The 26,303-nt window shown below is 59.1% G+C and carries 24 protein-coding genes, 1 tRNA gene and 1 pseudogene; 20 read left to right on the top strand and 6 right to left on the bottom strand.

Features of this window, described 5'->3' with window-relative positions; genetic code table 11:
* The first annotated feature begins 78 nt into the window (after window positions 1-78).
* Window positions 79-1,386, top strand: a complete 1,308-nt coding sequence (locus tag AX768_RS09450; RefSeq protein ID WP_061999742.1) for a YihY family inner membrane protein — start codon at window positions 79-81, stop codon at window positions 1,384-1,386.
* 7 nt (window positions 1,387-1,393) lie between these two features.
* Here the strand turns inward: AX768_RS09450 and AX768_RS09445 are convergent, their stop codons facing one another.
* From AX768_RS09445 to AX768_RS09435, 3 genes are all read right to left on the bottom strand, one after another.
* A complete protein-coding gene (locus tag AX768_RS09445) occupies window positions 1,394-1,714 on the bottom strand; it encodes an Mpo1-like protein (protein WP_062000905.1) in 321 nt (106 codons plus the stop codon).
* A gap of 151 nt (window positions 1,715-1,865) precedes the next feature.
* Entirely contained in the window at window positions 1,866-2,699 is an 834-nt protein-coding gene (locus tag AX768_RS09440; RefSeq protein WP_061999741.1) for an alpha/beta fold hydrolase, read from the bottom strand.
* The gene (locus tag AX768_RS09435) at window positions 2,696-3,997 is read right to left on the bottom strand and encodes an O-acetylhomoserine aminocarboxypropyltransferase (RefSeq protein WP_061999740.1); all 1,302 of its coding nucleotides are present in this window, start codon (window positions 3,995-3,997) and stop codon (window positions 2,696-2,698) included. The genes AX768_RS09440 and AX768_RS09435 overlap by 4 nt, the downstream gene beginning before the upstream one ends.
* Before the next feature lie 254 nt (window positions 3,998-4,251).
* On the opposite strand from AX768_RS09435, the gene AX768_RS09430 reads away from it, so the two are divergent.
* The 3 genes from AX768_RS09430 (at window position 4,252) to aroC (ending at window position 7,981) form a co-directional block, all read left to right on the top strand.
* Window positions 4,252-4,704, top strand: coding sequence for a CBS domain-containing protein (locus AX768_RS09430; protein WP_061999739.1), 453 nt, complete (start codon window positions 4,252-4,254; stop codon window positions 4,702-4,704).
* 156 nt (window positions 4,705-4,860) lie between these two features.
* Window positions 4,861-6,795 (top strand): MFS transporter, encoded by a 1,935-nt coding sequence (locus AX768_RS09425; protein ID WP_061999738.1) that lies wholly within the window; start codon window positions 4,861-4,863, stop codon window positions 6,793-6,795.
* Window positions 6,796-6,877: 82 nt separating this feature from the next.
* Window positions 6,878-7,981, top strand: a complete 1,104-nt coding sequence (gene aroC, locus AX768_RS09420; protein WP_061999737.1) for a chorismate synthase — start codon at window positions 6,878-6,880, stop codon at window positions 7,979-7,981.
* 77 nt (window positions 7,982-8,058) lie between these two features.
* On the opposite strand, the gene AX768_RS09415 is transcribed toward aroC, so the two are convergent.
* Window positions 8,059-9,732, bottom strand: a complete 1,674-nt coding sequence (locus AX768_RS09415; protein WP_061999736.1) for an electron transfer flavoprotein-ubiquinone oxidoreductase — start codon at window positions 9,730-9,732, stop codon at window positions 8,059-8,061.
* Between the two features lie 237 nt (window positions 9,733-9,969).
* Here AX768_RS09415 and AX768_RS09410 point away from each other — a divergent pair, with 237 nt between their 5' ends.
* Together AX768_RS09410 and AX768_RS09405 are read left to right on the top strand one after the other, a co-directional pair.
* The gene (locus AX768_RS09410) at window positions 9,970-10,743 is read left to right on the top strand and encodes an SDR family oxidoreductase (protein WP_061999735.1); all 774 of its coding nucleotides are present in this window, start codon (window positions 9,970-9,972) and stop codon (window positions 10,741-10,743) included.
* A complete protein-coding gene (locus tag AX768_RS09405) occupies window positions 10,740-11,201 on the top strand; it encodes an acyl-CoA thioesterase (protein WP_061999734.1) in 462 nt (153 codons plus the stop codon). The genes AX768_RS09410 and AX768_RS09405 overlap by 4 nt, the downstream gene beginning before the upstream one ends.
* Here AX768_RS09405 and AX768_RS09400 read toward each other — a convergent pair whose 3' ends face one another.
* Window positions 11,202-11,747: a LuxR C-terminal-related transcriptional regulator gene (locus AX768_RS09400; protein ID WP_061999733.1), complete on the bottom strand. Its 546-nt coding sequence runs from the start codon at window positions 11,745-11,747 to the stop codon at window positions 11,202-11,204.
* A gap of 192 nt (window positions 11,748-11,939) precedes the next feature.
* On the opposite strand from AX768_RS09400, the gene AX768_RS09395 reads away from it, so the two are divergent.
* The 14 genes and pseudogenes from AX768_RS09395 (at window position 11,940) to AX768_RS09330 (ending at window position 25,524) form a co-directional block, all read left to right on the top strand.
* Complete coding sequence (locus AX768_RS09395; protein ID WP_061999732.1) at window positions 11,940-12,644, top strand: CoA transferase subunit A; 705 nt, start codon at window positions 11,940-11,942, stop codon at window positions 12,642-12,644.
* A gap of 2 nt (window positions 12,645-12,646) precedes the next feature.
* Window positions 12,647-13,288 (top strand): CoA transferase subunit B, encoded by a 642-nt coding sequence (locus AX768_RS09390; RefSeq protein WP_061999731.1) that lies wholly within the window; start codon window positions 12,647-12,649, stop codon window positions 13,286-13,288.
* A gap of 219 nt (window positions 13,289-13,507) precedes the next feature.
* Window positions 13,508-14,425 (top strand): alpha/beta fold hydrolase, encoded by a 918-nt coding sequence (locus tag AX768_RS09385; protein WP_061999730.1) that lies wholly within the window; start codon window positions 13,508-13,510, stop codon window positions 14,423-14,425.
* Between the two features lie 49 nt (window positions 14,426-14,474).
* Complete coding sequence (locus tag AX768_RS09380; protein WP_061999729.1) at window positions 14,475-14,840, top strand: RidA family protein; 366 nt, start codon at window positions 14,475-14,477, stop codon at window positions 14,838-14,840.
* A 33-nt stretch (window positions 14,841-14,873) separates the two neighbouring features.
* The gene (locus tag AX768_RS09375; RefSeq protein ID WP_061999728.1) at window positions 14,874-17,108 is read left to right on the top strand and encodes a RelA/SpoT family protein; all 2,235 of its coding nucleotides are present in this window, start codon (window positions 14,874-14,876) and stop codon (window positions 17,106-17,108) included.
* A gap of 148 nt (window positions 17,109-17,256) precedes the next feature.
* Window positions 17,257-17,333: transfer RNA gene (locus tag AX768_RS09370), tRNA-Val, on the top strand.
* Window positions 17,334-17,609: 276 nt separating this feature from the next.
* Window positions 17,610-19,517, top strand: coding sequence for a threonine--tRNA ligase (gene thrS / locus AX768_RS09365; RefSeq protein ID WP_061999727.1), 1,908 nt, complete (start codon window positions 17,610-17,612; stop codon window positions 19,515-19,517).
* 50 nt (window positions 19,518-19,567) lie between these two features.
* Window positions 19,568-20,092: a translation initiation factor IF-3 gene (gene infC, locus AX768_RS09360; RefSeq protein ID WP_075359824.1), complete on the top strand. Its 525-nt coding sequence runs from the start codon at window positions 19,568-19,570 to the stop codon at window positions 20,090-20,092.
* Window positions 20,093-20,302: 210 nt separating this feature from the next.
* A complete protein-coding gene (gene rpmI, locus AX768_RS09355) occupies window positions 20,303-20,500 on the top strand; it encodes a 50S ribosomal protein L35 (protein WP_031359004.1) in 198 nt (65 codons plus the stop codon).
* A gap of 29 nt (window positions 20,501-20,529) precedes the next feature.
* Window positions 20,530-20,889 (top strand): 50S ribosomal protein L20, encoded by a 360-nt coding sequence (gene rplT, locus AX768_RS09350; protein WP_007585475.1) that lies wholly within the window; start codon window positions 20,530-20,532, stop codon window positions 20,887-20,889.
* A gap of 180 nt (window positions 20,890-21,069) precedes the next feature.
* Window positions 21,070-22,083, top strand: a complete 1,014-nt coding sequence (pheS, locus tag AX768_RS09345; protein WP_062000904.1) for a phenylalanine--tRNA ligase subunit alpha — start codon at window positions 21,070-21,072, stop codon at window positions 22,081-22,083.
* 74 nt (window positions 22,084-22,157) lie between these two features.
* A pseudogene (gene pheT / locus AX768_RS09340) lies at window positions 22,158-24,589 on the top strand (phenylalanine--tRNA ligase subunit beta).
* 47 nt (window positions 24,590-24,636) lie between these two features.
* Window positions 24,637-25,047 (top strand): integration host factor subunit alpha, encoded by a 411-nt coding sequence (locus AX768_RS09335; protein WP_061999726.1) that lies wholly within the window; start codon window positions 24,637-24,639, stop codon window positions 25,045-25,047.
* A gap of 87 nt (window positions 25,048-25,134) precedes the next feature.
* A complete protein-coding gene (locus AX768_RS09330) occupies window positions 25,135-25,524 on the top strand; it encodes a MerR family transcriptional regulator (RefSeq protein ID WP_061999725.1) in 390 nt (129 codons plus the stop codon).
* A gap of 136 nt (window positions 25,525-25,660) precedes the next feature.
* Here AX768_RS09330 and AX768_RS09325 read toward each other — a convergent pair whose 3' ends face one another.
* Window positions 25,661-25,906 (bottom strand): hypothetical protein, encoded by a 246-nt coding sequence (locus AX768_RS09325; protein WP_061999724.1) that lies wholly within the window; start codon window positions 25,904-25,906, stop codon window positions 25,661-25,663.
* Window positions 25,907-26,303 lie beyond the last annotated feature (397 nt).

The raw sequence follows: 26,303 nt of genomic DNA, 5'->3' as shown, positions 1-26,303 counted from the left end.
GCGAAGTGCTTTTGGTGGTCGTCCGCCACTATTTGTACCGAATCGCAAACTCGTTGTAACGATTGAGGAGAGAGTTTCTTGTTGAAGTTTCCCATCGATCTCGACACGACGAAACGGCTCGCCGGATTCGTCGCGCGTCGAACGGGTGAGGATCGCGTCGCGCAGGTGGCAGGCAGCCTGACGTTCACCACCGTGCTGTCGCTCGTGCCGCTCGCCACCGTCGCGTTCGCGTTGTTCACGGCGTTTCCGATCTTCGCCTCGTTTCAGATGTCGTTGCAGGATTTTCTTGCATCGCATCTCATGCCGTCGCAGATCAACAGCCAGATCTTCAAGTACCTGAACCAGTTTGCATCGAAGGCGAAAGGGCTGACCACGGTCGGCATGATCATCTTGTTCGTCACGTCGGTGATGACCATGATGACAGTCGAGTCGGCGTTCAACGTGATCTGGCGCGTGCGCAAATCGCGGCCGCTGGCGCAACGCATCCTGGTTTATTGGGCAATCATCACGCTCGGGCCGATCCTGTTCGGCGTGAGTTTGTCCATGTCGTCCTATTTGTTTGCTCAGTCCATCGCGTTCGCCGGGTCGCATAATCTTTTGCCGCCGGGGATCGAATGGGCACTCACGAGTGCAACCCTGCCATTTACGGTTGTGGCGTTCGCGATGCTTTATGTCTTTCTGCCGAACTGCAAGGTGGCATGGCGCGATGCGCTGGTCGGCGGCCTGATCGCGGCGATTGCGTTCGAATTGACCAAGCGCGGTTTCGGTTACTACGTGCGACGCATTCCCACTTATACGGCCGTCTACGGCGCGTTTGCGGCGTTGCCGGTGTTCCTGTTATGGGTCTATCTCTGCTGGATGATCACGTTGATTGGAGCGATGGTCACGTCGGCGTTGCCGGCCATTCGCACCGGCCAGTTTCATCGAGCGGACTTCCCGGGCAGCGATTTGCTGGATGCCCTCGAGTTGCTCGCGCGGCTCGCCGAAGCGCGCGATGCCGGCAAGCCCGGGTATACGGGTCTTGAGCTCGCAAGCATGCTGCGCTGTGACATGGATACCACCATGCGGCTTGTGCGCAAGCTCGATGACCTGGAATGGGTTGCGCGGCTCGAGAACCTGCGCGTGCCGCGTTATGTGCTGATCGCCAGTCCGCAGCAGATCACGGTGTCGAGTCTCTTCGATTTGTTCGTGATCGACCGCGAAGAATTGGACTATCAGTTGCGCCTCGATTCATCGCATATCGACGATGCAACCCTGATGAACGCGCTGAGCAACGACAAGATGGATGTCACGCTTGCCACGCTGCTTGCTGCGCGCACTGCTTCCCGGGAAGCTCGTGCGCATGAGTCTGAAAATGCAGCGTCAATGCCGCGTCAGACCGCTTGACCGGCGCCTAAAGCGAAATCCTGCCAATGCAGATGTCCTTGAACATCACCCAGTCGCCCATCAGGCTATAAAGCGGATGGCGAAACGTGGCGGGGCGGTTTTTCTCGAAGAAGAAATGGCCAACCCAGGCAAAGCCGTAGCCGCAAATGACCGCGGCCGGAAGCCAGAGCCAGTCATCCGTTGCGATGGCCATGGCCAGGCAACCAATCACCCCCAAAGAACCAATGAAATGAAGCCGCCGCGACACCACGTTGCGGTGCTCTTCGAGATAGTACGGATAGAACTCCGCGAAGCTCGCGAAGTGATCCGAATGAGCGGTCTGGGCCATGACAATCTCCGTGTCGGGCGATGCCTGCAAAGCAGGTGAGCAAAATTCATTCTCCGGCTAACACGGCAATGGCGCAACCGGGAACTCGCGCCGTCGCGGGAATTTTCAGCACCCCACCCATTCGGCTGATAGCGCATTTCGGACGCGCTCGTTAAGCTTGGTTCATGCTGTTTTTCTTTGCAAAACCGAAGAGCGCAGCAAGGGTCGCATCAGGTTGTTCGCTCATGAGCGCGTGGCCTGCGTCCAGTAAAACGGTGTCCACCGGAACGCCCGCGTGTTTCATTGCATCGACAAGTGCGCGGCTCGCGCGGGGCGGTGTCATCGCGTCGCGCTTGCCCGTCACTATCTGCACCGGACACTGCAACGCTGCGGCGCGTTCAAGGCCATCCGCGTAAGCATTGCAGGCGTTGAAATCAGTGTGAAAGAGTTGCGGCTCGCCGCGAACGGCCATGCGTTCCATCAGGCGCTGGTTTGATCCGTGCAGCCAGAAGCCCGGGCCCGGGCTCGAAGGTTTCGCGGCGATCGAGGAATGCGACCACTGGTTCACCATGTCAATGGCGTCAGGTTCGTGGTCACGGGCGGCACTGAGGAGGGCGTCGAACACGGTCATCGGAAATGCGGTGGCGAGCAGCGAAAGGCAAGTCACACGCGATGGATGGCGCGCGGCGGTATCGAGGGCAATCAATGAGCCCATGCTGTGGCCGATCAGCATGGCGCGGCTTACCTTCGCGGCGTCCAGCAGCGCGATGACCCAGTCGGCCAGCGCGGCGATGCTCGGCTTCGCCGGCCCGGCGCTGCGGCCATGCCCGGGAAGATCGACGGCAAGAACGCTCAGGCCGTGATGAGCAAAGTAGCGCGTCTGCAGCGCCCAGACGCTGTGATCGTGCTGCGCGCCGTGAATGAACACGGCCACGGGACGTCCGGCCTCGAACGCGTGGCCGCCGGTGTATGCGTAGGCGGGTGCGCCGCCGACATCGAGCATCATGCGCGGCTCCCTTCGCTTTTTTGCGATGCCTTCAGTCCGCGCTTGAGGTCGTCGATGAGATCGTCAGGATCTTCCAGGCCAATCGACAGCCGGATACGGCCTGGCGCGATTCCAGCGGCGGCAAGGGCGGCTGCGTCCATGCGGAAATGCGTGGTTGATGCAGGATGGATGACGAGCGAACGTGCGTCGCCGACATTGGCCAGATGGGAAAACAAGGTCAGCGATTCTATGAAGCGCCGTGCCGCCGCCACGTCGCCGCGCAGATCGAAGCTGAAAACAGCGCCGGCGCCGCGTGGCAGGAGCCGCTTGGCGAGCGCGTAATCGCGATGGCTTTCCAGTTCCGGATACGCCACGCCTTCGACTGCCGGATTCGCGAGCAGGAACTCGACGACCTTGCGCGTGTTGGCAACGTGCCGGTCCATGCGCAGCGGCAGGGTCTCGATGCCTTGCAGCAGTTGCCACGCGGCCTGCGGATGCAGGCATGCGCCGAAATCGCGCAGGCCCTCGCGGCGGGCGCGCAGCAGAAATGGCGCGACCGTGCTCTCTTCGGCGAAGACCATGCCGTGAAAGCCATCGTAGGGCTCGGTGAATTCGGGGAAAAGGGCGCTCGCGGTGAAGTCGAATGTGCCGCCGTCGACCAGCACGCCGCCTATGGTCGTGCCGTGGCCGCCCAGGAATTTGGTCGCGGAATGGTAGACGAAGTCGGCGCCATGATCGAACGGGCGCAGCAAATAGGGCGTGGTGAAGGTCGAATCCACGAGCAACGGCACGCGGTTCTCGTGCGCGATTTCAGCGATGGTCGCGATATCCAGAACATCGAGGCCGGGGTTCCCCAGCGTCTCGCCGAACAGGAGGCGCGTATTGGGCCGAATTGCGGCTCGCCAGGCATCGGGATCGTGGGGCGGCACGAACGTGGTGTCTATGCCGAAGCGCCGCAGCGTGTAGTGCAGCAGGTTGTGCGAGCCGCCATAAAGCGCGCTCGACGCAACAACGTGGGAGCCTGCGCCCATCAGCGTGGCGATCGCGAGATGCAGCGCGGCTTGTCCGCTCGCCGTGCCGATTGCGCCCACGCCGCCTTCGAGCGCCGCCACTCGCTCTTCGAAAACGGCGACTGTCGGATTCGAAATGCGCGAATAAACGTGGCCGGAGCGCTCCATGTTAAAGAGCGACGCGGCGTGATCCGTGTCTCGAAATGAGAACGACGTGGTCTGGTAGATCGGCGTGGCGCGCGCGCCGGTAGTGGGGTCGGGCGCGGCGCCCGCATGCAGTACAAGGGTATCGAAGCGGTTGGCGGACATCGTGGGCGGGCTACCATGGGAAAGGGTCATTTATCGTAACATCGGGTATGGCGGGACAAACTTGGGGTAGACGCGAGCGTCGGCGCGCTTCAACGGCGTGAGCATCCCAGTGCGGCAAAGCTAAGGGTTGACCCGGCGCAAAAGCCCGCCCGATATGCTTCCCCAGACGAATCACGGGTGCCCTGCGCGCTTCCTTTTTAACCGTCTTTCCGCTAGGATCGACAGACAGTCAGGCTTTTCGCGAGGAGACAATCATGCGAGTCAGCGACATTTTGAACGTCAAGGGCAACGCGCTCTTCACGGTAACGCCCGATACGCCGTTGAGCGAAGCCATTGACGCAATGGCGTCACACGACATCGGTTCACTGGTGGTCATTGAATACGGTGATCTTGCAGGCATGCTGACGTTCCGCGAGATCATCCAGATCCTGAGCAAGAACGGCGGCAGCGTAGGCACGTTCACCATCCGCAAGGTCATGGACGACCATCCCATCACCTGTACGCCGGAAACCGACGTGAACGAAGTACGCCGCATGATGCTCGAGCACCACGTGCGCTACTTGCCGGTCATGGAAAAGGGCATCCTCATGGGTGTGATTTCTTTCTACGACGTCGCGAAAGCCGTGGTGGAAGAACAAGGTTTCGAGAACAAGATGCTCAAGGCCTATATTCGCGACTGGCCCGAGCAGCAAGAAGAAGCGCGCTGAACCCGGCGAACGCACAATCGCGATTTGCCCGTTAGCGCGTGTCAAACGCTCGCAACAATGCGCGCCCCGTCCGGCGCGCATTTTTTTCGTCTCGAAGCCGGCGCCGCATTGCTTGGCCTGGCGCCAAGGTCTCTCAGCTACCAACTCCAATAATCCATGAGCGAATTGCCTGCTTCCACCCGCGAGAACCCTGCAAAGCCCGCACACGGCGACGGCCAGTTTCGCCTCTTGAGCGAGCGCCGTTTTGCACCATTTTTCTGGACGCAGTTTCTCGGGGCGCTCAACGACAACGTCTTCAAGGTCGGCTTTACGTCACTTGTGACGTTTCAGGCCGCCCGTTTTTCGGGCGTCGATCCAAAAACCGCTGCCTTTTTGATTTCGGCGATCTTCATCTTGCCGTTCGTGCTGTTTTCGGCGACATCGGGCCAGCTCGCCGATAAATACGACAAAGCCACGCTCACGCGTCTTGTGAAGACCTTCGAAATCGCCGTGATGCTGGTTGGCGGCGCGGGATTCGTGCTCCACAGCGCGCCGTTGCTCTACCTGTGCACCTTCCTGATGGGCGTTCATTCGACCGTTTTCGGCCCGGTGAAATACGCGTACCTGCCACAGCATTTGCAGCCGTCCGAACTCGTGGGCGGCAACGGACTCGTCGAGATGGGGACGTTCGTGGCAATTTTGATCGGCACGATCATCGGCGGCGCGTCGGCCGGGTGGATGGAGCATGGTGCGATTCTGCTCGCGGTGTGCTGCGTCGCAGTCGCGTTGATTGGCCGCGTGGCGTCGAGTTTCGTGCCCAGCACGGCGGCGCTTCAGCCCGATTTGAAGATCAACTGGAATCCCTTCACCGAAACGTGGCGCAATCTCGCGCTTGCACGCCGGGACCGGACTGTATTCCTGAGCCTGCTCGGTATCTCGTGGCTATGGTTTGTCGGCGCGACTTTCCTCACGTCGTTTTTCAACTTCGCCAAAGATGTGCTGTCGGCGAATCCCGACGTGGTCACTCTGTTGCTGGGGACGTTTTCGATAGGCATCGGCACAGGTTCGCTTCTGTGTGAAAAGCTCTCGAAGCGGCGCGTCGAGATCGGGCTTGTTCCGCTGGGATCGATTGGTATCAGCGTGTTTGCCATCGACCTGTTTTTTGCGAGCCATAAGATCGTTCCGGCCGGTCACTTGATGGGCATTGCCGAATTCCTCCAGATCGGCGTCCACTGGCGCATTCTGGCGGACCTGTTCCTGCTCGCCATGTTCGGCGGTTTTTACAGCGTCCCGCTGTACGCTCTGATCCAGGCGCGCAGCCAGCCGACGCATCGCGCGCGGATCATCGCCGCGAACAATATCCTCAACTCGTTTTTCATGATCGTGTCGGCGCTGATGGCCACGGGATTGACGTCAGCGGGCGTGGGCATTCCGGGACTGTTCCTCACCACGGCGTTGCTCAATATCGTGGTGGCCGCCTACATCTATTCGCTCGTGCCCGAATTCCTGCTGCGGTTTCTCGCGTGGATTCTCGTGCACACGTTCTACCGGATCAGGCTTGTCAACGCCGAGCGGATTCCCGAGCACGGCGCGGCTGTGCTGGTCTGCAACCATGTGAGTTTCGTCGATGCCATTGTGATCATGTCGGAAAGTCCCCGGCCGATTCGCTTCGTGATGGATCATCGGATTTTCCGCTCGCCGCTGATCGGCTGGCTGTTTCGCCATGTAAAGGCAATTCCGATCGCGCCGGCCCACGAAGACGCGGCGCTGCTCGAAAAGGCCTACGATGCCTGCGGCCGCGCGCTTGCCGAAGGCGACCTCGTCTGCATCTTCCCCGAAGGCAAGCTGACGCGAACGGGCGAACTGAACCCGTTCCGCCACGGCATCAGCGAGATTCTGAGACGCCGGTCGGCGCCGGTCATACCGCTGGCGCTGCGTGGTTTGTGGGGCAGCGTCTTTTCCCGTTATGGGGACACGAGCTGGCCGCGTCCGATCCAGCGCGGCGTGATGAGCCGGCTGACGCTGGCGGTTGGCGAGCCGATCGATCCCGCCGATGCCACCCCGGAACACTTGCAACAACTCGTTGCGACGCTCCGGGGCGCCCGCAAGTAGGCGCAAACAGGGGCGGAACGAGGCTGGAAGGGCTCCCGGCTGGCATAATATCGGCTCTCTCGATATTTTCAGGACGACGCTCATGTCCGGCAACACACTCGGCACGCTTTTCACCGTCACGAACTTCGGCGAGTCGCATGGTCCTGCGATCGGTTGCGTGATCGACGGCTGCCCGCCGGGAATGGCGCTGACCGAAGCCGATATCCAGATCGAACTCGATCGACGCAAACCCGGCACGTCGCGCCATGTGACCCAGCGTCAGGAAGCCGATCAGGTCGAGATTCTTTCGGGTGTTTTCGAAGGCAGGACGACCGGCACGCCGATCGCCTTGCTGATTCGCAACACCGATCAGCGCAGCAAGGATTACGGCAATATCGCGGAGACGTTTCGTCCCGGACACGCCGATTACACGTACTGGCAGAAATATGGAATCCGCGACTATCGTGGTGGCGGCCGCTCTTCTGCTCGCTTGACGGCGCCGACGGTGGCGGCCGGTGCGGTCGCGAAGAAGTGGCTGCGGGAACGGTATGGCATCGAAACCCACGGCTTCATGAGCGCGCTCGGCGAGATCCCGATTCCATTCGTGGCATGGGAACACGTGCGTGAAAATCCGTTTTTTGCGCCGAATGCCGAGATCGTGCCGCGTCTCGAGGAATACATGGACGCGCTGCGCCACGACGGCGACTCGATCGGCGCGCGCATCGGCGTGATTGCAACGGGCGTGCCAGCGGGTTTGGGCGAGCCGCTCTATGACCGTCTCGATGCTGACATCGCCAAGGCGATGATGGGCATCAATGCCGTGAAGGGTGTCGAAATCGGCGCGGGCTTTGCGAGCGTCGCGCAACGCGGCAGCGTTCACGGCGACGAGATGACGCCTGAAGGTTTTGCCGCGAACAACGCAGGCGGCGTGCTCGGCGGGATTTCGAGCGGGCAGGACATTACGGTCTCTATCGCAATCAAGCCGACGTCGAGTATCCGCACGCCGCGTGAATCCATCGACAAAGCCGGTCATGCAGCTACCGTCGAAACTTTCGGCCGCCACGATCCGTGCGTCGGGATTCGCGCGACCCCTATCGCCGAAGCACTGCTCGCGCTGGTCCTGATCGATCACGCGCTGCGACATCGCGCGCAGAATGGCGATGTCGAGACGACTACGCCTCACATCGCGGCGCACATCCCCGAATAAAAAATCGCCGGTTCTCACAAAGAACCGGCGTTTTTTTCAAGCGTTCAGGCCTTCTAACCGTCAATCCAGCCGAACGATCACATGTTCGGATAGTTCGGACCGCCGCCGCCTTCAGGCGGAACCCACACGATATTCTGCGTCGGGTCCTTGATATCGCACGTCTTGCAGTGGACGCAGTTTTGCGCGTTGATTTGCAGGCGCTCGGTGCCGTCGTCGTTTTTCACGAACTCGTACACCTGCGCCGGGCAATAACGGCTTTCCGGTCCGGCGTACGTGCGCAGATTCACATCGACCGGAACCGACGCATCCTTCAGCGTCAAATGCGGCGGCTGGTTCTCGTCGTGATTCGTGTTCGATATGAACACCGACGTGAGCCGGTCGAACGTCAGCTTGCCATCCGGCTTCGGATAAACAATCGGCTTGCATTGCGATGCCGGCTTGAGCGTTTCGTTATCGGCGTGCTGATGGTGCAGCGTCCAGGGCACGTTGCCGCCCAGCAGCTTCTGTTCGAGGCCGACCATGAACGTGCCCATGTACAGGCCCTTGCTCATCCACTGCTTGAAATTGCGGGCGCGATACAGCTCGGTCTTGAGCCACGAGTTATTGAACGATTCCGGGTATGCGGTCAGTTCATCGGCCTCGCGGCCGGCTTGCACTGCGTCGAACGCCGCTTCCGCCGCCATCTTGCCGGATTTGATTGCCGCGTGACTGCCCTTGATCCGCGATGCATTCAGGAACCCGGCATCGTCGCCGACCAGCGCGCCGCCCTTGAACACCAGCTTCGGCAGCGACATGAGGCCGCCGGCCACGATCGCGCGCGCGCCATACGACACGCGCTTGCCGCCTTCCAGGAACGTACGGATTGCAGGATGCGTCTTGTAGCGCTGGAACTCCTCGAACGGCGACAGATACGGATTCGAGTACCCGAGGCCCACGACAAAACCGACCATTACCTGGTTATTGTCCATGTGATAGAGGAACGAGCCGCCGTAGGTATCGGTTTCGAGCGGCCAGCCGGCGGTATGAATCACCAGACCCGGCTTGTGCTTGGCCGGGTCGATTGTCCAGAGTTCCTTGATGCCGAGGCCATAGACCTGCGGATCGGCGTCGCGGCCGAGCTTGAATTTGTCCATCAACTGCCGGCCGAGATTGCCGCGCGCGCCTTCGCAAAAGAGCGTGTATTTGGCGTGCAATTCCATGCCGAGCTGGAAATTACCGGTCGGCTCGCCGTTCTTGCCCACGCCCAGGTTGCCGGTCGCCACGCCGCGCACGGCGCCGTCTTCCGTGTAGAGCACTCCGGCTGCAGGAAAGCCCGGGAATATCTCGACGCCCAGCGCTTCCGCCTGCTGGCCGAGCCAGCGGGTAACGTTAGCCAGCGAAATGACGTAGTTGCCATGGTTCTTGAAGTTGTCCGGGAGCAACCAGTTCGGGACTTGTTTCGCGCTGTCCTGCGACAGGAACAGAAAGCGGTCTTCGGTCACTTCCACGTCGAGCGGCGCGCCTTGTGTCTTCCAGTCGGGCAGCAATTCGCTGAGAGCGCGTGGGTCCATGACGGCGCCGGAGAGGATGTGCGCACCAATCTCGGAGCCTTTCTCCAGCACGCATACGCCGAGTTCGACGCCTTTTTCCTGCGCAAGCTGTTTCAGCCGGATGGCCGCAGAAAGTCCCGCAGGGCCGCCGCCCACGATTACGACGTCGTACTCCATGGACTCACGGGGACCGTACTGCTCGATGAGACTCGCCGGGGTCATCCAATGCTCCTGTCTAACGTTAGAATGCTTTTTTGGGGATCGCGTATTGTCAGGGAACGATAGGTATGGTGCAACTAACGTTCCGGCGATTAGCACGACCGTATTATTTAACGATAGCATATTGGCTCGCTGGACCTGGTCCAGTTCCGCGCAGATTTCGTACAAAGCAACAGCATCACACGAGCGCAAGACGGACCGATCCCGAACAACTCAATCGCTTTCAACCAAGGAAAAACAATGGGCCGTTCGATCAACCTGGAAGGCAAATGCGCGCTTATTACCGGCGCTTCCAGCGGACTGGGCAAACGCTTTGCGCAAGTGCTGTCGCAGGCCGGCGCACGGGTCGTGCTGGCAAGCCGCCGCACTGAGCGCCTCAAGGAATTGCGGGCTGAAATCGAGGCATCGGGCGGCGCGGCGCATGTCGTATCGCTCGATGTCACCGATTACCAGAGCATCAAGTCCGCCGTCGCCCACGCGGAGACGGAAGCGGGCACTATCGATATTCTGGTGAACAACTCGGGTGTATCGACCCAGCAAAAGCTGACGGACGTGACGCCATCGGATTTCGATTTCGTCTTCGATACCAACACGCGCGGCGCGTTTTTCGTCGCGCAGGAAGTGGCGAAGCGAATGATCATGCGCGGCAACGGGACCGTAAAGCCCGGGTACCGGATCATCAACATCGCGTCCATGGCCGGACTCAAGACGCTGCCGCAGATCGGCGTGTATTCCATGAGCAAGGCGGCCGTCGTCCATATGACAAAAGCCATGGCGCAGGAATGGGGCCGTCATGGGATCAACGTGAACGCCATCTGTCCCGGTTATATCGATACCGAACTGAATCATCACCACTGGAAGAGCGAAGCGGGGCAGAAACTGCTGTCCATCTTGCCGCGCCGCCGCGTGGGCACGCCTGAAGACCTGGATGGACTGTTGCTCCTGCTCGCCGCCGACGAGTCGCAGTTCATCAACGGCTCGGTGATCGCCGCCGACGATGGATTCGGCTTATGAGCCAGGTTGTCGAACAAGCGTCGGGCGCGGCGCATGGCGGGTTTCATCGCGTCATCGACTTGTCCATGCCTATCCGGTGGGGCGACATGGACGCATTCGGCCACGTCAACAACACGGTGTATTTCCGCTTCATGGAAGAAGTGCGGATCACGTGGTTCCGGGAGCTGGACATTGCCGGCGCCAACGCCAAAGGGCAGGGGCCGGTGGTCGTGAATGCATCGATGGAATTCCTCAGGCAACTCCATTACCCGGGCGACGTCATTGGCAGCATGTTTGTCGGCGCGCCCGGACGCAGCAGCTTCGATACGCGCTTCGAGCTGTATCGAGCGGACGATTCCGCCACGCTTTACGCACGCGGCACCGCCAAATGCGTGTGGGTCGACTACGCGGCCGCGAAATCGGTGCCGATTCCGGATCTGCTGCGTCATGCCATTGAAACGGCGGCGCCGCACAAGTAATCAATCGCCCAGCAGCCGCTGCAGCAATTCGGTGGCGTTGCCCGTGTCGTATTTGCGCATGAGTTTCGCGCGGTAGATGTCGACGGTTCGCGAACTGATGTCGAGCGCGCGGCCGATCTGCTTGCTGGTCTTGCCCGTCACGAGTTGCGCGGCAATCTCGCGCTCACGCGGTGTGAGTTCGATGGCGACTCGCCGCGTCGCGCTCAGGTCTTCGAACGTCCAGACGCCCGCGGCATGCGGCGCGCTCAAATCCAGCGACCGTCCGGTCACGTGGCACCAGAACAATTCCCCGTTCGCGCGTTTCATGATGCGGTCGTCGGCGTAGCTGCCCTGACGCTGCATCAAGGCGGAAATGCGCGCGCCGATCCGCTCGAATTCCACCGGCGACGGATACAGCACCTGGAACGAGCGTCCGATCAGCGCCTCGGGCTTTACGCCGAAGATTGCACAAAGCTGCGCGTTGCAGTCTTCGATGATCCGTTCCCGTGACAACACCAGCCCGACTGGCGCAAGATGAAACGCAGTTTGATAATCCAATTGAGGCATTTTGGCTCGGACGACGGGCGTTTGATGTTTGCATCGCCGCGCACTACGGCAATTACTTATGTATTTTTGCGTATTGTGCCGGATCGATGCATCGTCGTACTCTTTTGCAACGTCAGAAAGTCGTTATCGCCGGAGAAACGAACGGCGCAACGACTCGAATAATCAGATTTCATCCAGATCAGGAAGGGACAAATGAACAAGGTCTATCCCGGCGCGAAAGAGGCGCTCGAAGACATCGTGAAGGACGGCCAGACGTTTGCCGTCGGCGGATTCGGCCTGTGCGGCATTCCCGAAGCGCTGATCGCGGCATTGCGCGACACGGGCGTCCAGGGAATCACGTGTATCAGCAATAACGCGGGCGTCGATGGCTTCGGCCTTGGCCTTCTGCTCGAAACCCGCCAGGTCAAGAAGATGATTTCGTCGTATGTGGGCGAAAACAAGGAGTTCGAGCGGCAATATCTGGCCGGCGAACTCGAGCTCGAATTCACGCCGCAAGGCACGCTGGCTGAAAAGCTGCGCGCGGGCGGCTCGGGCATCCCGGCGTTTTTCACGAACACGGGTTATGGCACGGTGATCGCCGAAGGCAAGGAGACGCGCAAGTTCGGTGACAACTTCTACGTGCTCGAACCCTCGCTCACGGCCGATGTAGCGCTCGTGAAAGCATGGAAAGCCGACAAATCCGGCAACCTGATTTATCGACGCACGGCCCGCAACTTCAACCCGATGTGCGCCATGGCCGGCAAGATCACGGTCGTCGAAGTGGAGGAAATCGTGGAAGTCGGTGAGCTCGATCCGGACGCCATTCACACGCCGGGGATTTTCGTGCAGCGCATCGTGCTGAATGCGCACCCGGAGAAACGCATCGAACAACGCGTCGTGCGCGCAAAAGGAGACTGATCATGGCATGGGACCGGAACCAGATGGCCGCGCGGGCGGGCAAAGAATTGCAGGACGGGTTTTATGTGAACCTCGGGATCGGGCTGCCCACGCTGGTCGCGAACCACGTGCCGGCCGGCATGGAAGTGTGGCTGCAATCGGAGAACGGCTTGCTCGGCATCGGGCCGTCACCGACCGAAGAAGAAGTCGATGCCGACCTGATCAACGCCGGCAAGCAAACGGTGACCACATTGCCGGGATCGTCGATATTTTCATCGGCGGATTCGTTTGCCATGATCCGCGGCGGCCACGTGAACCTCGCCATCCTCGGCGCCATGCAGATCAGCAAGGACGGCGACCTCGCCAACTGGATGATCCCTGGCAAGATGATCAAGGGCATGGGCGGCGCCATGGACCTGGTAGCGGGCGTGAAACGCGTGATCGTGCTGATGGAACACGTCGCGAAGGGCGACCAGCACAAGATTCTGGAAGAGTGCACCTTGCCGTTGACGGGCAAGGGCGTGGTCGACCGGATCATTACGGATCTAGGCGTGATCGACGTGACGGACGCGGGCCTCAAGCTGATCGAACTGGCTCCTGGCGTCAGTGTGGAAGAGATTCAACAGAAAACCGGCGCGCCGCTGGATGTGAGCGCAGTCAAGTAAGAGTTGAGCGCTGGCGCGGTCTGCCGGCCGGAAAGGGCTGTTCCAACTTCGCGTTGGTGCAGCCCTTTTTTCGTAACTGTTCGTTGGCCGTACGACGCCGCGCATAGACCGGTTGGCCAACCTTGTGTCTGACGAAGAAATGCGGCGCGCAAAGCGTTTACAATCGATTTCCATTGATCCATCCGTCATGCAGCAGCGCTACTGCGCCCAAGGAAAATCATGTCCGCGACCATCGTCGAAGCTGCGCCTTCCTTCGTTTCCGAGCCTCGGCAACGCCACGTGCAATGCATCAGCCCGTCCGGTTTGCATCGCATGGCTTATACGGAATGGGGCGATCCCGCAAACCCGCGCGTGCTCGTGTGCGTTCACGGGCTGACACGGTCCGGCCGCGATTTTGACGAGGTGGCGAAGGTGCTCGCGCGGGAGTATCGCGTGGTGTGTCCGGACGTGGTCGGGCGAGGGCTTTCCGACTGGCTTGCCGACCCGAAACATTACGGCGTGCCGCAATACGTTTCGGACATGGTCGCGCTGATCGCACGCCTGAATGTGGAAACGGTGGACTGGTTCGGAACATCCATGGGCGGATTGATCGGGCTGGGACTCGCCGGGCTGCCGAACACGCCCATCCGCAAGTTGCTGCTCAACGACGTGGGGCCGCACATCGAGCCGGTGGCGCTAGAGCGCATTGGCAGCTATCTGGGCCGCGACGAAACCTTCGCCACGCTTCAGGATGGAATCGACAATGCGGCGCAACTCGCGGCGTCCTTCGGCCCGTTGAGCGCCGAGGAATGGCGCGCGATCAATACGCCGCTGATGCACGAGCGCGATGGGCGCTGGGGTTACAGATACGATCCGAAGATCGCCGTGCCCTTTGCCGCTGCAGATGCAAATGCGGCCGCGCTTGGGGAGGCGATCCTTTGGCATTCGCTTGCGGCGATCAAACATCCGGTTCTGGTCGTACGCGGCGAGAATTCGGATCTGTTATCGCGGGAAACGGCCGAAAAGATGGTCGCCACAGGCCAGGCCGTGACAAGCGCTGAGGTCAAGGGTGTAGGTCACGCCCCGGCATTTCTCGCGCCGGAACAGATAGACCTCGCCTACCGCTTCTTCCTCGATACGGAAACACACGAGGCATAATATTGGGCTTCGCACGGTTTTTTTGACAAATCACTTTTCAGAGGCATTCATGGCAGTTATCCGTCTCCATGTCGGCGCGCGTCTTTCCGAAGCCGCGATCCACAACGGCACCGTTTATCTCGCGGGCCAGATTGCCGAAGACACCGATCAGGACATCACGGGTCAGACTCGCGAAGTGCTTGGCCACATCGACCGCTTGCTCGCTGAAGTCGGAAGCGACAAGACGCAACTGCTGTCGGTGCAGATCTACATTTCGGACCTGGCGAACTTCGCAGCCATGAACGCGGCGTGGGACATGTGGGTGCCCGAAGGCAATGCGCCCCCGCGCGCGACCGTAGAAGCGAAGCTTGCCAACCCGGCGTGCCTCGTGGAAGTGGTTGTCATCGCCGCCTTGTTTGACAAGGTGCATGACTGATAGTCAAACATTGCTTCGCACCTGATCGATCGCATGCCCGATACCGCCGTTTCTCCCGCATTGAACCCCGAGCCGTCCTTCGACGACGCGCTCGCGTTCGTACGCGAACACGCTGGCGACGCGCGGTTGACGAGCGGCGAGTTGCTGGCCGAACACGCAGCCGGCACGGCGCGGATCATGCAGACGTTGAACGTAGATCCGGCGGCAATCGCGGCGGCGGCGCTGTTTGCCATCGCGCCGCATATCGACGATCCGGAACGTGTGATCACCGAACGTTTCGGCGAAGAAGTGCAAAGTCTTGTCGCCGATGTCCGCAAGCTGTGGCGTCTGGGCTCCGTCAGCTCGCGCGCCACGCAGGCGACATTGCCCGAGACGGGCCGCGACGCACAAGCGGCGCGTCGCGCCCAGGTCGAAGCGCTGCGCAAGATGTTGCTGGCATTTGCGCAAGACATTCGGGTGGTGCTGATCCGTCTCGCATCGCGGCTGCAGTCGCTGCGCTTTTACGCGGCGAACAAGCTTGATCCGTCGCCCGATGTACCGCGCGAGACGCTCGAGATCTATGCGCCGCTGGCAAACCGCCTCGGCATCTGGCAACTGAAGTGGGAACTGGAGGACCTCGCGTTTCGATTCGAGGAACCGCCTACTTACAAGCGCATCGCCAAGCTGCTCGACGAAAAACGCATCGAGCGCGAAGCGTATGTGACCAGTGCCATCGCACGCTTGCAGAAAGAACTGGCTACGGCGCACATCCGCGCTGAGGTGAGCGGACGGCCGAAGCACATCTACAGCATCTGGAAGAAGATGCGCGGCAAGGAGCTGGATTTCTCCGAGCTGAACGACGTGCGCGCGTTTCGCGTGATCGTCGACGATATCAAGGATTGCTACACGGTGTTGGGTATTGTCCATAACCTGTGGCAGCCGGTTCCGCGGGAATTCGACGACTACATCTCGCGGCCGAAGCCCAATGGTTATCGGTCGCTGCATACGGTGGTGGTCGGTGACGATGGCCGCGCGTTTGAAGTCCAGATCCGCACCATGGAAATGCACAGCTTCGCTGAGTATGGCGTGGCGGCGCACTGGCGTTACAAGGAAGCCGGCACGCGAGCCTACGGCGGGCAGGTGACGGCGGCTGAAAAATACGACGAGAAGATCGCGTGGTTGCGGCAACTGCTGGCCTGGAAGGAAGACGTTTCCGAAAGCGAAGAACCGGGTGCGCAACCCTGGCAGCATCTGCGCGAAGCAACCCTCGACGACGACCATATCTACGTGCTCACGCCGCAGGCGCGCGTGATTGCGATGCCGCACGGCTCGACGCCGGTGGATTTCGCATATCACCTGCATAGCGAACTAGGGCATCGTTGCCGCGGTGCGCGTGTCGATGGCGCCATGGTGCCGCTCAACACGCCTTTGCAAAACGGCCAGACGGTGGAAATCGTCGCGGTGAAGGAGGGCGGCCCGTCGCGCGACTGGCTCAACCCTTTGCTCGGCTATCTGCACAGTCCGCGCGCGCGGCAGAAAGTGCGCGCATGGTTCAACTCGGTTGATTCCGAAGAGAACATCACAAACGGCCGGGCACTGGTTGAAAAGACGTTGCAGCGCGAAGGCAAGACGTCCGTCAATCTGGATCAACTGGCATCGAAGCTTGGCTTCAAGACGCCGGAAGAACTGTATGCGGTTGTAGGCAAGGAAGAGTTCAGCCTGCGCAATATCGAGCAGGCGCTGCACGACACGCCGCCGCCGGAACCCGAACCTGAGGCACCCGCGCAGTTCGAAAAGCGCAGCAGCGGGCAAAGCGTTGCACAGGGTGCGTCCACCGGTGTGCTGGTCGTCGGTGTAGACGCATTGCTCACGCAGCTTGCGCGTTGCTGCAGGCCGGCGCCGCCCGATCGCATCTCGGGGTTTGTGACGCGTGGCAAGGGTATGTCGATCCATCGCAGTGATTGCGCGACGTTCCAGCGGATGGCCGAACATGCTCCGGAGCGTGTGCTTGAAACGGCCTGGTCCGCCGATGTCATGAGCGGGCGCGGCTCGTCTGTTTATCCGGTGGACCTTGCTGTCGAATCGAACGATCGCCAAGGTTTGTTGCGCGACATTTCCGAAGTGTTCGCACGCGAGAAGATGAATGTGACCGGCGTGAAGACGCAAAGCCGGCGCAACGTTGCCTATATGCAGTTCACGGTCGAGGTATCAAGTGCCGCGCAGATCCAGCGCGCTTGCTCGTTGCTGAGTGAAGTGCAGGGCGTCGTGCGGGCAACGCGGCGCGGCTAACACATTTTCGTTTGTGGTCATGCGGCTTAACGCTTTGAATCAGCAGCGCATTGTTGGGGCTTCTTAAACGTATCGACGAATATCTTCAGTGTCATCGCATGAAAGCACTTGCCAGGATTCAAAACGCACCATATAATTTCGCTTCTTCAGGCTCGTAGCTCAGCTGGTTAGAGCACCACCTTGACATGGTGGGGGTCGTTGGTTCGAGTCCAATCGAGCCTACCAACGAAAGTGAAAGTCCGGTTCGCCGGATTTTCAAAACTGCAGCAAGCGTCTTGGCGCGAAAGGCAAATGAACAAGATGGCACCGCGAACGTTGACCGATACAACTTCGGAGCGACGCTAGTCGAGGACCACTTTCGCCTTTGCAGTTGTAGGAAAAGTGAATGCGGCCCCTCGAATGTGGGGCCGCATTTTTTTTGTCTTCGCGCGGTATTTTCGCGTCTTGCAAGGCATTGTTGAATGAACTTGGACGCCGGCTTTCGGCGTCTTGGAGAACGAAATGGTTTCGATACGTTTGCCCGACGGGTCAGTTCGCCAGTACGACCACCCGGTGACGGTTGCGGAAGTTGCCGCATCGATTGGCGCAGGACTTGCCAAGGCCGCTCTGGGCGGCAAGCTCGACGGCGAACTCGTCGATACCTCCACGCTGATCGAGCGTGATGCATCGCTCTCGATCGTTACGGACAAGGACGCGGACGGTCTCGACATCATTCGTCACTCCACCGCGCATTTGCTTGCCTACGCGGTCAAGGACCTGTATCCGGAAGCGCAAGTCACCATTGGTCCCGTAATCGAAAACGGCTTCTACTACGACTTCGCGTACAGCCGTCCCTTCACGCCGGAAGACCTCGAGAAGATCGAGAAGCGCATGGCCGAGATCGCAAAGAAGGACGAACCGGTTTCACGTCGGGTCGTTACGCGCGGCGAAGCGGTGGACTACTTCAAGAGCATCGGCGAGAAATACAAGGCGGAGATCATCGAATCGATCCCGTCTACCGACGACATCAAGCTCTACTCACATGGCGGGTTCACCGACCTGTGCCGCGGCCCGCACGTGCCGTCGACCGGCAAGCTGAAAGTCTTCAAGCTGATGAAGGTTGCAGGCGCCTACTGGCGCGGCGACTCGAAGAACGAGCAACTGCAGCGCATCTACGGTACGGCCTGGACCAAGAAGGAAGACCAGGAAGCGTATCTGCACATGCTGGAAGAGGCCGAGAAGCGCGATCACCGCAAGCTCGCGAAGCAGCTCGATCTGTTCCATCTGCAGGAAGAAGCGCCGGGCATGGTGTTCTGGCATCCGAAGGGCTGGGCGATCTGGCAACAGGTCGAGCAATACATTCGCCGCCGCCTGAACGAAGTCGGATACCTCGAAATCAAGACGCCGATGATCATGGACCGCTCGCTCTGGGAGGCGTCGGGTCACTGGCAGAACTATCGTGAAAACATGTTCACGACGGAATCCGAAAAGCGCGACTACGCCATCAAGCCCATGAATTGTCCTGGCCACGTGCAGGTGTTCAATCATGGTTTGCGTTCGTATCGGGACCTGCCGCTGCGTTACGCGGAATTCGGCTCGTGTCATCGGAATGAAGCGTCCGGCGCGCTGCACGGCTTGATGCGCGTGCGTGGCTTCGTTCAGGACGACGCACACATTTTCTGTACCGAAGACCAGTTCATTGAAGAATCGATCGCGTTCAACACGCTTGCGATGAGCATCTACAAGGATTTCGGCTTCGATCACATCGACATCAAACTGTCGCTGCGTCCTGACGCCCGTGCCGGCACCGATGAAACCTGGGACCGCGCCGAGCAAGGCCTGCGCGACGCTCTGACGGCCTGCGGTCTTACCTGGGAAGAATTGCCGGGCGAAGGCGCGTTCTACGGTCCGAAGATCGAATATCACATCAAGGACGCGCTTGGCCGCTCGTGGCAATGCGGGACGCTGCAACTCGACATGGTCCTCCCGGAGCGGCTGGGCGCCGAGTACGTAGCTGAAGACAATAGCCGCAAGCGTCCGGTGATGCTGCATCGTGCAATCGTCGGGTCCATGGAGCGATTCCTTGGTATTTTGATCGAGCACCATGCTGGTGCAATGCCGTCGTGGCTCGCGCCAGTGCAGGCTGTGGTCCTGAACATCGCGGAAAGTCAGGCCGACTATGCACAGAAACTGACCCAATCGTTGCAAAAACAAGGGCTTAGAGTAGAGAGCGATTTGCGCAACGAGAAGATTAGTTATAAAATACGTGAGCACACGATGCAAAAGGTCCCGTATCTGCTGGTAGTCGGGGACAAAGAACGTGATGCCCAAACCGTAGCCGTGCGTGCTCGTGGCGGTATCGACGCTGGCGTTATGCCGGTCGATGCATTCCTTGAGCGTCTGCAGCAGGACGTGCAGGCGTACAAGTAAGCCCACCCGCAGCGCGGTTAGTTTTTTTGAATTTTTAGAGGAAACGTAACATCGCTACTGATAAGTCTGCACATCGCATCAACGGGGAAATCACGGCACCTGAGTTGCGCCTGGTCGGAGTGGACAATGAGCCGCTAGGAATCGTGAAGCTCGCCGATGCTTTCCGCATGTCGGAACAACAAGACGTGGATCTCGTGGAAATCGCGCCTCAGGCTGTTCCGCCTGTCGCCCGGTTGATGGACTACGGCAAGTTCAAGTATTCGGAAGCCAAAAAGCAGCACGAGGCGAAACTCAAGCAGAAGATCGTTCAGGTCAAGGAAGTCAAATTCCGTCCTGGTACCGACGACGGTGACTACAACGTGAAACTGCGCAACCTCACGCGCTTCCTCGAAGACGGCGACAAGACGAAAATCACGTTGCGTTTCCGCGGCCGGGAAATGGCTCACCAGGAAATTGGCATGCGCGTGCTCGAGCGGCTGAAGGCTGACCTCGAAGAGCATGGCCAGGTCGAGCAAATGCCGAAGATGGAAGGGCGCCAGATGATCATGGTCATGGCCCCGAAGAAAAAGAAGTAATGTCGATGGATCGCGCGACCGGAGGTTCTTGGGTCTGCGCGGCATCGAATGAGCAGGTTTCAGGGCGTTGCCTGATAATGGCGGCGCTCATGAAAAAGCGGTGATTGTCAAAGTTCGCCGCTCATAAGTGGTATGTGGGTTTCGAAGGGCGGGTCAGGATCGATTGGATCGACCGCACACCCATATCCATCTAATAAACTGGAGTAGTTCATGCCGAAGATGAAGACCAAGAAGAGTGCTGCAAAGCGCTTCGTGGTGCGTCCGGGCGGTACCATCAAGCGTGGTCAAGCCTTCAAGCGTCACATTCTTACCAAGAAGACCACCAAGGTAAAACGCCATCTGCGCGGTTCCACGGAAGTTCATGCATCTGACATGAATTCTGTGCGCGCAATGTTGCCGTTCGCTTAACCCTTAACTGACACTCACAGGAGCGCACTATGCCTAGAGTCAAACGTGGGGTTACCGCACGGGCCCGTCACAAGAAGATCATCAAGCTGGCCAAGGGTTACCGCGGCCGTCGCAATAACGTCTATCGCATCGCCAAGCAGGCGGTCATGCGCGCAGGGCAATATGCCTATCGCGATCGCCGCAACAAGAAGCGTGTGTTCCGTGCTTTGTGGATCACGCGTATCAACGCTGCGGTGCGTCAGCACGACATGACGTACAGCGTGTTCATCAATGGCCTGAAGAAGGCTTCGATCGAACTCGACCGCAAGGTGCTGGCCGACATGGCTGTGTTCGACAAGGCTGCTTTTGCTGCGATCGTCAAGCAGGTAAAAGCCGCCGTTGCAGCCTGATCGAGCTTATTGGCGAGATTGGTACTGCGTGGTTCGTTGGAGCGTTGTCCGGCTGTGATCAAGGACAGTGCTTCAACAGAAAACGGGGCTCGACAAGAGCCCCGTTTTTGTTGGTGAAGCCGGGTTGAAAACTTGCCCGGGAACGATCAGAAGAATTTTGACGATGAAATGATGGGATCAATGAATCTGGACCAGATTGTCGCCGACGCGCGAAATGCCTTCGAACACGCCGCAGACGCGGTCACGCTCGAAAACGAAAAGGCCCGCTTTCTCGGCAAGTCCGGGGTACTCACGGATCTGCTGAAGGGCTTGGGCAAGCTCGATCCCGATACCCGAAAGACCGAGGGTGCGCGCATCAATGCGGTCAAGCAGCAAGTGGAAGCAGCGCTGAACGCGCGCCGTCAGGCGCTGGCGGACGTGTTGCTGAACCAGCGGCTTGCATCGGAATCGATCGATGTCACGTTGCCCGGCCGTGGTCCTGGCGCCGGAAGCCTGCATCCGGTCATGCGCACTTGGGAACGCGTTGAGCAGATTTTCAGCACGATTGGTTTCGACGTGGCCGACGGCCCGGAAATCGAGACGGACTGGTACAACTTCACTGCTTTGAACAGCCCGGAAAATCATCCGGCGCGTTCGATGCAGGATACGTTTTATATCGACGGGAAAGATGCCGACGGGCGGCAACTGTTGTTGCGCACGCATACGAGTCCAATGCAGGTGCGCTACGCGCGCATGAACAAGCCGCCGATCAAGGTGATCGTGCCGGGCCGGACGTATCGTGTGGATAGCGACGCCACGCATTCGCCCATGTTCAACCAGGTCGAAGGCCTGTGGATTGAAGAGAACATCAGCTTTGCCGACCTGAAAGGCGTGTACTCGGACTTCCTGAAGAAATTCTTTGAGCGCGATGACATTCTCGTGCGCTTCCGGCCGTCGTATTTCCCGTTCACCGAGCCGTCCGCCGAGATCGACATGATGTTCGAGCATGGCAAGAACGCAGGTAAATGGCTGGAGATCTCCGGCTCGGGCCAGGTGCATCCGAACGTGATCCGCAACATGGGACTCGATCCGGAACGGTATATCGGCTTTGCGTTCGGCAGCGGTCTCGAACGCCTGACCATGCTGCGCTACGGCGTGCAGGATCTGCGCCTTTTCTTCGAAAACGATCTGCGTTTCCTTGAGCAATTTGCCTGAGAAATCTGTCTTGGAGCATGTTGCAACAGGCCGTCGTCCAGACGCAGACACACCTCATTTCGAACTAGACACACATGCAATTCCCGGAATCCTGGCTTAGAACTTTCGTCGATCCGAAGCTGTCGACCGACGAACTCTCGCACGCGCTCACCATGGCCGGTCTCGAAGTTGAGGGGCTCGCGCCGGTCGCGCCGCCGACTACGAAGATCGTTGTCGGGCAAGTGCTGGAAGTGGCGAAGCACCCCAATGCTGACAAGCTCAATGTTTGTCAGGTCGATGCCGGTACAGGCGAGACCCTGACCATTGTGTGCGGCGCGCCGAATGTGGCGCCGGGCATCAAGGTGCCCGTTGCCCTGGTCGGCGCGGAATTGCCGCCGGCTGAAGCCGGTGGTGCGCCTTTCGCGATCAAGCTGTCCAAGTTGCGTGGCGTGGAAAGCCAGGGCATGCTGTGCTCGGCGCGTGAACTGAAATTGTCGGAAGATCATAGCGGCTTGATGATCCTGTCCGCCGAGACGCCAATTGGCGAGGACATCCGCAAGACGCTGAATCTCGATGACACCGTCTTCGAAATCAAGCTCACGCCGAACAAGGCTGATTGTTTGTCGGTGTTTGGTGTGGCGCGCGAAACGGCTGCGATCACGGGTGCGCCACTGCACGCGCTTGATATCAAGCCGGTGACGGCGACCCTCGATGAAATCCTCCCGGTCAAAGTGTCGGCGCCGGACCTGTGCGGGCGTTTCTCCGGCCGCGTGATCCGCGGTGTAAACGCGCACGCTAAAACGCCGGCCTGGATGATTGAACGCCTCGAACGCTCGGACAGCGCAGCATTTCCGCGCTCGTCGATATCTCCAATTACGTAATGCTTGAACTCGGCCGTCCGTCGCATGTGTTCGACCTGGACAAGATCCACGGCGGAATCGAAGTGCGCTGGGGCAAGAAGGGCGAGACGCTCAAGCTGCTCAACGGCAACACGGTTGAACTGGATGAATCCGTCGGCGTGATCTCGGATGCCCAGCAAGTCGAAAGCCTTGCCGGAATCATGGGCGGTGACAGCACGGCCGTGTCGCTCGATACCACGAACATCTATCTTGAAGCCGCGTTCTGGTGGCCGGACAGCATTCGCGGCCGCGCGCGCAAGTACAACTTTTCGACGGATGCGGCGCATCGGTTCGAACGCGGCGTGGATTTCTCGACCACGGTTGAACATATCGAACGCATTACGCGCCTGATTCTCGATATCTGCGGCGGTAACGCTGGTCCAGTCGATGACCAGACGCTCAACGTGCCCAAACGTAAGCCGGTGAACATGCGTGTCACGCGCGCGAACCGGATTATCGGCGTGAAGATCAGTGCTGAAGAGATCGCGCAGATTTTCACGCGGCTCGGCCTGGAATTTGCGCACGACGGCGATGTATTTGCGGTGACGCCGCCGCCGTATCGATTCGATATCGAGATTGAAGAAGACCTGATTGAAGAAGTCGCGCGCATTTACGGTTTCGAAAAGATTCCGGCGCGTCCGCCTGTTGCGATTAGTGAAATGCGGCCGACGAACGAGACCAAGCGGTCCATTCACGTGCTGCGTCATGCTGTGGCCGCGCGCGATTATGCGGAAACGGTGAACTTCAGTTTCGTCGATGCCGAATGGGAAGCCGATTTCGCCGGAAATGCGAACCCGGTGAAATTGCTCAATCCGATTGCAAGCCAGCTCTCGGTGATGCGGACCACGCTGTTCGGCAGCCTGATCAGTGTCTTGCGCTACAACCTGAACCGTCGCGCGGACCGGATTCGTGTGTTCGAAGCCGGTCGCGTTTTCCTGCACGACCCGTCGATCAAGGCGGGCGATTTGGCGGTTGAAGGATTCGCTCAACCGAAGATGATCGGTGGCCTGGCTTATGGCCCGGCGCTCGAAGAACAATGGGGCGCGCCGTCGCGCGCCGTTGATTTCTTCGATGTGAAAGGCGACGTCGAGGCCTTGTTTGCGCCGGTAACGCCGCGTTTAGTGAAGGCGGAACATCCGGCGCTGCATCCGGGGCGCAGTGCCCGCATCGAGATCGACGGCCGCGCGGTGGGCTGGGTCGGCGACCTGCATCCGCGCTGGATGCAAAAGTACGACTTGCCGCACGCGCCGGTGTTGTTCGAAATCGAAGCTGAAGCACTGATGCAGCGTGCGCTGCCGGTGCCCGCCGACGTGACAAAATTTCCGCCGGTCCGCCGTGATATCGCGGTTGTCGTTGACCAGAAAGTGGAGGTTCAGGCGCTCCTCGACGAGCTCGAAAGCGCTCGTTCGGAGCCCGCCTGCAAGTACATCACGAAGCTTGCTTTATTCGACGAATTCCGTCCAAAATCAAGCACTTCCGGTGGGTTGGGTGAGCATGAGAAAAGCCTTGCCTTCCGTGTAACGTTGCAAGATACTGGCGGGACGCTTCAGGACGAAACGGTCGATACGGCCATCAAAACATTGGTGGAACGCTTGACTCGAGTACATGGCGCGCGATTGCGCGGATAGCCAGTTGCTGGCCCCCTCCGTCTTCATCGTCACGCCATTTTTTCGATATGAACCAAATGAACTCGAGTGATTTCGAAGCCCTTCTTTCGGCGCAACGCAGCGCCATGATCCGAGACGTCTCCACTTCGAACGGTGCAGCAACGGCGGAAACGCCTACGCTCACCAAAGCCGAATTGGCGGAGATGCTATTCGACCATGTCGGGTTGAATAAGCGCGAAGCCAAAGACATGGTGGAAGCATTTTTCGAGGTGATTCGCGACGCCCTTGAAAGCGGCGACAGTGTCAAGCTATCCGGCTTTGGCAACTTCCAATTGCGCGACAAACCGCAGCGTCCCGGCCGTAATCCAAAAACGGGAGAAGCCATTCCCATTGCGGCGCGCCGTGTCGTCACGTTTCATGCGAGTCAGAAGTTGAAAGCGCTGGTGGAAGCTGGTGCTGAAAACAGTTTCGGCCGCTGAAGTGACGGGCATACGGTATGTATCGCCCGAGCGCTTATTAGCGATATCCGCAAGTTTCGTGACATTCACCACCACGGTTGATTGACGATGGAAAAAGTCGTCCTGCCTCCAATCCCTGCCAAACGCTACTTCACCATTGGTGAAGTGAGCGAGCTTTGCGGCGTCAAGCCGCATGTGCTGCGCTACTGGGAACAGGAATTCACGCAACTGCGGCCCGTGAAGCGGCGGGGCAATCGTCGTTATTACCAGCATCATGAAGTCCTGCTGATCCGCCGCATTCGCGAACTGTTGTATGAACAGGGTTTTACCATCAACGGCGCGCGTAACCGGCTCGATTCACACGGACGTCCGAATGGGAATGCCGCCGATACTGACGACATTGCAGAGTCGCGTGGAGTATCCGAGATGAATGTCTCGGTCGATGTCGATCAGTTGCGTAAAGATTTGCTTAAAGTGATCGATTTATTGGGCGGATAAGTTAGAGGCTGACTGAGAGGCTGGGTCAAAGGCCAGTTTCATGTACGCGAAAAGGCGTCGCTGATTAATCAGCGACGCCTTTTGGCTTTATCGGACTGACGAATTGGAAAATGATTGTTAATGGCTTCACGCCTCGTCATTTTCTCGCATTGTCGCGCCGGATTTCGATCAGCGGTAAATCCGGTTCCGAGAGCATTGCCTTCAACACATCATTGGCGAAATCTTCGACGACTGCATGCCACTCTACAGTTCCTACTGGAAAGTCAGCGGGAGACGCCTTTCCTTGCGCCTTGCGAATTGCGCCGACACTGATGCTCAACGCCCGAGCTCGTAGAAAGGTCGGATCATTGGAGTTGTCGGGAGTGTTAAGTTCGTGGTCCATAGATGGGCTTTCGGCCACCGGCAGTAAAACTTTAGCTTTATTTAAAGGGACGGAAGCGAGGCTGCGTATGTAAACGTAGAACGGTATCGCGCTTCACTGAAAGAGAGAAGCAGCCCAAGCCATATAAACAACAGGCGATTCAATCAGAAGAAAGGTAAATGGTCAGAGAAATAAACTTCGCATTGAATCAGGCAATTAACGTAATCAACCCTTGAATTGTCTCACCACGCGTTTGTTCAGGATTTCAAGCCGAACCGGATTATGCATCGAGATTGCCTGCAATGCGCGGATTAACGGTAAAAGTGATTCATGTATGTACTTCGAACGTAATTTTAGATGGCAAAAAGTACTGCAGTTTGCATGGATACGATAAATTCGAAGATGGCGGCGCAGCACG

The sequence above is a fragment of the Burkholderia sp. PAMC 28687 genome (assembly GCF_001577465.1).
Lineage (GTDB): Bacteria > Pseudomonadota > Gammaproteobacteria > Burkholderiales > Burkholderiaceae > Caballeronia.
This window is presented reverse-complemented; position numbering and strand designations above follow the sequence as displayed.

Coding starts and splice junctions, on each gene's coding strand:
- AX768_RS09445 (WP_062000905.1), bottom strand. CDS start 1,714: ATGGCCCAGACCGCTCATTCGGATCACTTCGCGAGCTTCGCGGAGTTC.
- AX768_RS09440 (WP_061999741.1), bottom strand. CDS start 2,699: ATGATGCTCGATGTCGGCGGCGCACCCGCCTACGCATACACCGGCGGC.
- AX768_RS09435 (WP_061999740.1), bottom strand. CDS start 3,997: ATGTCCGCCAACCGCTTCGATACCCTTGTACTGCATGCGGGCGCCGCG.
- AX768_RS09430 (WP_061999739.1), top strand. CDS start 4,252: ATGCGAGTCAGCGACATTTTGAACGTCAAGGGCAACGCGCTCTTCACG.
- AX768_RS09425 (WP_061999738.1), top strand. CDS start 4,861: ATGAGCGAATTGCCTGCTTCCACCCGCGAGAACCCTGCAAAGCCCGCA.
- aroC (WP_061999737.1), top strand. CDS start 6,878: ATGTCCGGCAACACACTCGGCACGCTTTTCACCGTCACGAACTTCGGC.
- AX768_RS09415 (WP_061999736.1), bottom strand. CDS start 9,732: ATGACCCCGGCGAGTCTCATCGAGCAGTACGGTCCCCGTGAGTCCATG.
- AX768_RS09410 (WP_061999735.1), top strand. CDS start 9,970: ATGGGCCGTTCGATCAACCTGGAAGGCAAATGCGCGCTTATTACCGGC.
- AX768_RS09405 (WP_061999734.1), top strand. CDS start 10,740: ATGAGCCAGGTTGTCGAACAAGCGTCGGGCGCGGCGCATGGCGGGTTT.
- AX768_RS09400 (WP_061999733.1), bottom strand. CDS start 11,747: ATGCCTCAATTGGATTATCAAACTGCGTTTCATCTTGCGCCAGTCGGG.
- AX768_RS09395 (WP_061999732.1), top strand. CDS start 11,940: ATGAACAAGGTCTATCCCGGCGCGAAAGAGGCGCTCGAAGACATCGTG.
- AX768_RS09390 (WP_061999731.1), top strand. CDS start 12,647: ATGGCATGGGACCGGAACCAGATGGCCGCGCGGGCGGGCAAAGAATTG.
- AX768_RS09385 (WP_061999730.1), top strand. CDS start 13,508: ATGTCCGCGACCATCGTCGAAGCTGCGCCTTCCTTCGTTTCCGAGCCT.
- AX768_RS09380 (WP_061999729.1), top strand. CDS start 14,475: ATGGCAGTTATCCGTCTCCATGTCGGCGCGCGTCTTTCCGAAGCCGCG.
- AX768_RS09375 (WP_061999728.1), top strand. CDS start 14,874: ATGCCCGATACCGCCGTTTCTCCCGCATTGAACCCCGAGCCGTCCTTC.
- thrS (WP_061999727.1), top strand. CDS start 17,610: ATGGTTTCGATACGTTTGCCCGACGGGTCAGTTCGCCAGTACGACCAC.
- rpmI (WP_031359004.1), top strand. CDS start 20,303: ATGCCGAAGATGAAGACCAAGAAGAGTGCTGCAAAGCGCTTCGTGGTG.
- rplT (WP_007585475.1), top strand. CDS start 20,530: ATGCCTAGAGTCAAACGTGGGGTTACCGCACGGGCCCGTCACAAGAAG.
- pheS (WP_062000904.1), top strand. CDS start 21,070: ATGAATCTGGACCAGATTGTCGCCGACGCGCGAAATGCCTTCGAACAC.
- AX768_RS09335 (WP_061999726.1), top strand. CDS start 24,637: ATGAACCAAATGAACTCGAGTGATTTCGAAGCCCTTCTTTCGGCGCAA.
- AX768_RS09330 (WP_061999725.1), top strand. CDS start 25,135: ATGGAAAAAGTCGTCCTGCCTCCAATCCCTGCCAAACGCTACTTCACC.
- AX768_RS09325 (WP_061999724.1), bottom strand. CDS start 25,906: ATGGACCACGAACTTAACACTCCCGACAACTCCAATGATCCGACCTTT.